The organism is Campylobacter sp. (genome assembly GCF_017646085.1).
Lineage (GTDB): Bacteria > Campylobacterota > Campylobacteria > Campylobacterales > Campylobacteraceae > Campylobacter.
Window position 1 is genome coordinate 1 of record NZ_JAGCNF010000095.1, and the last position, 4476, is coordinate 4476.

General features: G+C 34.6%; 4 protein-coding genes. All 4 read left to right on the plus strand.

Translation table 11 applies throughout. From position 1 onward, the window contains the following. Positions 1 to 350: 350 nt before the first annotated feature. Entirely contained in the window at positions 351 to 3044 is a 2694-nt protein-coding gene (gene gyrA, locus J6V67_RS04950; RefSeq protein WP_291859608.1) for a DNA gyrase subunit A, read from the plus strand. 46 nt (positions 3045 to 3090) lie between these two features. After that, a complete protein-coding gene (locus tag J6V67_RS04955; RefSeq protein WP_086225565.1) occupies positions 3091 to 3579 on the plus strand; it encodes an LPP20 family lipoprotein in 489 nt (162 codons plus the stop codon). After that, entirely contained in the window at positions 3555 to 3947 is a 393-nt protein-coding gene (locus J6V67_RS04960; protein WP_291859615.1) for a hypothetical protein, read from the plus strand. Before J6V67_RS04955 ends, J6V67_RS04960 begins: the two co-directional genes overlap by 25 nt. A 3-nt stretch (positions 3948 to 3950) precedes the next feature. Further along, the coding region (locus J6V67_RS04965; protein WP_291859618.1) for a response regulator at positions 3951 to 4476 on the plus strand (526 nt) is incomplete at its 3' end.

Genomic DNA, 4476 nt, shown 5'->3' on the forward strand with positions numbered 1-4476 from the left:
ATAGAATAAGTTGCTATCAAATGTCTTATATCGTGTAATCTAAGCCTAGGTAGATTATTGGTTTTTAACAATCTATGCCAAGATTTACGCAAATCAACATATTTATTATTAGTAGCTGGGTTGACAAAAACAATCAAGTACAGTCTTGACTCTTGACTTCGCCGCTTTTATTATCTAATTTATAAAGTGTAATTTAAATAAAATATTTAGCCATTACTACAAATAAATAAGGATAATTTTAAATAATTTTTTACTAATTTCTAGCTATTAAAATATAATAATTCCATACTTTTTAGCTAATATTTATTAAATTTGGGATAAAATATTGAGCAGATTTTTCAAGGAAAAAAATGGAAGATAATATTTTTAACTCAAATCAAGACGTAACAACCATAGATGTAGAGGACTCGATAAAAGCTAGCTATCTAGACTATTCGATGAGCGTTATTATTGGTAGAGCTTTGCCAGATGCTAGAGATGGATTAAAGCCGGTTCATAGAAGAATTTTATATGCTATGAATGACTTAGGCGTAGGTAGTCGCAGTCCATATAAAAAGTCCGCCCGTATCGTCGGTGACGTAATAGGTAAATATCATCCGCATGGCGATACTGCCGTATATGACGCACTTGTTAGAATGGCACAAAGCTTTTCTATGAGGGTGCCAGCTGTCGATGGACAAGGAAACTTTGGTTCCGTTGATGGCGACAATGCTGCTGCTATGCGTTATACTGAGGCTAGAATGACAGTACTAGCTGAAGAGCTATTAAAAGATTTAGATAAAGATACAGTTGATTTTATTCCAAACTATGATGATAGCATGGTCGAGCCAGATGTACTTCCAGCTAGAGTGCCAAATTTACTCTTAAATGGCTCAAGCGGTATTGCAGTAGGTATGGCAACAAATATTCCGCCACATAGCCTTGATGAGCTTGTAGATGGGCTTTTAGTATTACTTGATGACAAGGATGCCACACTAGAAGATATAATGGTTCATATTAAAGGGCCAGATTTTCCAACTGGCGGTATAATTTTTGGCAAAAAGGGAATAATGGAGGCTTACCGTACTGGTAGAGGCAGAATTAAACTTCGAGCTAAAACACACATAGAAAAAAAGCAAAACAAAGATGTAATCGTAGTCGATGAGCTTCCGTATCAGGTAAATAAGAGCAAATTGCACTCTGATATTGCTGAGCTAGTAAAAGAAAAACAAATAGAAGGCATTAGTGAGGTTCGCGATGAAAGCGATAGGGATGGAATTCGCCTAGTTATCGAACTTAAGCGTGATGCAATGAGTGATATTGTCTTAAATAATCTCTTTAAATCAACTCAAATGGAAGTAACATTTGGGGTGATTATGCTAGCTATAAATAATAAAGAACCAAAGATATTTTCACTAATTGAGCTTTTAAGACTATTCTTAAACCATAGAAAAACAGTAATTATTAGAAGAACTATATTTGATTTACAAAAAGCAAAAGCTAGAGCCCATATCCTTGAAGGGCTTAAAATTGCTTTAGATAATATAGATGATGTAATAGCTCTAATCAAAACAAGCGCCGATACAGCAAATGCTAGAGATGGATTAATGAGTAAATTTGGCCTAAGCGAGCTGCAAAGTAATGCAATATTGGATATGAGATTAAGCAAACTCACTGGATTAGAGCGTGAAAAGCTAGAAGCAGAGCTAAAAGAGATCTTAGAATTAATTAATACTCTTGATGCAATCTTAAAAAGCGAAGAGCTAATTGAAGCCATTATAAAAGATGAGCTTTTAGAGATTAAATCTAAATTTAAATGTCCAAGAATTACTGAAATTATCGATGATTATGACGATATTGACGTAGAAGACCTAATCCCTAATGAAAATATGGTAGTAACCATCACTCACAGAGGTTATATCAAGCGTGTGCCAAGTAAAAGTTATGAAAAACAAAAACGTGGCGGTAAAGGCAAAGTCGCAGTAACTACATATGATGATGATTTTATAGAGAGTTTCTTTACTTGTATGAGCCACGATACTCTTATGTTTGTAACTGATCGTGGGCAACTCTATTGGCTAAAAGTATATAAAATCCCAGAAGGTAGCCGCACAGCTAAAGGAAAAGCTGTAGCAAATTTAATCAATCTTCAACCAGATGAAAAGATTAAGGCAATTATTCCAACTACTGATTTTTCTAAAAATAAATCTTTGGCATTCTTTACTAAAAATGGCCTTGTAAAAAGAACAAATTTAAGTGAATATCAAAACATCAGAAGTATCGGCATTAAAGCTATAAATTTAGATGAAAACGATGAATTAGTAACAGTAGTTATAGCCACAAGTGACTATGATGAAAAAGTAGTAGATGATCCAGATATAATAGTAGAAAATGAGCTTGAAGAGAGTGGATTTGATGCACTTGAAGAGGTTATTGATAGCGAAATAGAAGCAATATCCCAACTTGAAGAGAGTCAAATAGAGCATATTCTTGAAAGTATTGATGAGCTTCCAGAATCTAGCGATGAAAAGATGTTATTTGTCGTAACTAAAAAAGGTATGTGTATTAAATTTCCACTAAGCAAAGTTAGACAAATTGGTCGTGTAGCCCGTGGAGTAACTGCTATCAGATTTAAAGAAGAAGGCGATGAAGTAGTAGGTGCTGTCGTCATAGAGAACGATACGCAAGAAATTCTAAGCGTTAGCCAAAAAGGTATAGGCAAACGTACAACTGCTGATGAGTATAGACTTCAAAGCCGTGGCGGTAAGGGTGTTATTTGTATGAAACTAACATCAAAAACCAAAGACCTAGTCGGTGTAGTTATGGTAGATGAAAGCATGGATTTAATGGCTCTTACAAGCAGCGGCAAGATGATTAGAGTAGATATGCAAACAATCAGAAAAGCTGGTCGCAACACAAGCGGCGTAATCGTTGTAAATGTCGGTAGCGATGAAGTTGTCAGCATTGCAAGATGCCCTAAAGAAGAGAGCGATGATCAAGATATGGATATCATCGATGATGATTTTATAGCTGAACAAATGGCAAAAATTGAAGAAGTGGAATAATATTTGCTTTATAGAATTTAAATTCAAATTTAAAAGGTTGTAAGGTATGAAAAGAGTTTTATACACACTGGTTGCAGGTTTAGCATTAGCAGGTTGTGCAAATGCATCTGGTTCTAATCAACAACCAGCTGAGGTAATTGTCCAAAAAGTAGATAAAGAGGATATTAGAGAGATCATTCAAAATGAAAAAATGATCCCAGCTATGAATGCTGATAATGAGGTGGCATTTAGCGCTATTGGCGAGGGAATTCCGCCGCTTGATACTGTTAGTCCAGCTCAGGCTCGTGCATTAGCTAAACGCTCAGCAATCACAGATGGCCATAGACAGCTAGCAGCTAAACTTTATGGCGTTAAAATTAATGCTAAAGATACAGTAAAAGATGCAATGTTGCAAAGTTCAGTTATTGAAGGCAGAGTTTTAGGCCTTATTAAAAATGCTTCAGTAATCAACCAAGACTTTAAAGATGGTCTATATAGAGTTGAAATGGAGCTAAAAATAGATAGAGAAAAGTGGCTAGAACTTTTTGCTTATTAATATTTGTGCTAAATAACCTATTTGGCGGTGATGAGTTTATCTTTTGGGCTAGATTAATTACCGTCAATGGGATACTTAGTAGCGATGAGATCACCATATCTAGATCGATGGTTAAAGGATATAAGAATAGTCAAATTATATGCTCTATCCCGATCTCAAAACCGGCAAATTTAACTGCTTATGAGTATTTAAATTTACACAAAAATGAGCTATTTGACTGCTTTGTTTCAGAAGAAGTAAGAATTCTAGATAACTCAACTACATATCCAAACTCAGCTCTTTTTACCACAGAATTAACTATCACCCCTATCCGCTTTATAGTGGAATTTAAGCCCCAAGGTGCTACAATACACAAAATCATAAGGTAAATCATGAATATTGTAATCGTAGAAGATGATATAAATATGCGCAAATCACTTGAAATTGCTCTAGGTGATTATGAAGAGTTTAGTGTAAAATCTTATAAAAGTGCCACTGAAGCACTTAAAAAATTAAGTAATGATACTGATGTCATAGTAACTGATATAAACATGCCTGGAATGGATGGGCTAGAGTTTATAAAAGAACTTGGTGGCAAATATGATGTAATTATTATGACAGGAAATGCCACACTAAATAGAGCTATTGAGAGCGTTCGACTAGGAGTTAAGGACTTTTTGACAAAACCATTTGATATTGATACTTTGGCTACAGCAATTAAACGGACTAGCGTAATAACTCAAAAAACTAAAGCTAAAAAACCAGATACTACTCCAAATATAAAAAATAGTAGTTTTTTATCTATATCTGCAAATTTAGATAAAACTCTAAACATCGCCAAAAAGGCAGCTCAAACAGATGTAAGTGTAATGATAATGGGTGAGAGCGGTGTAGGTAAAGAGCTTTTTAGTAGATATA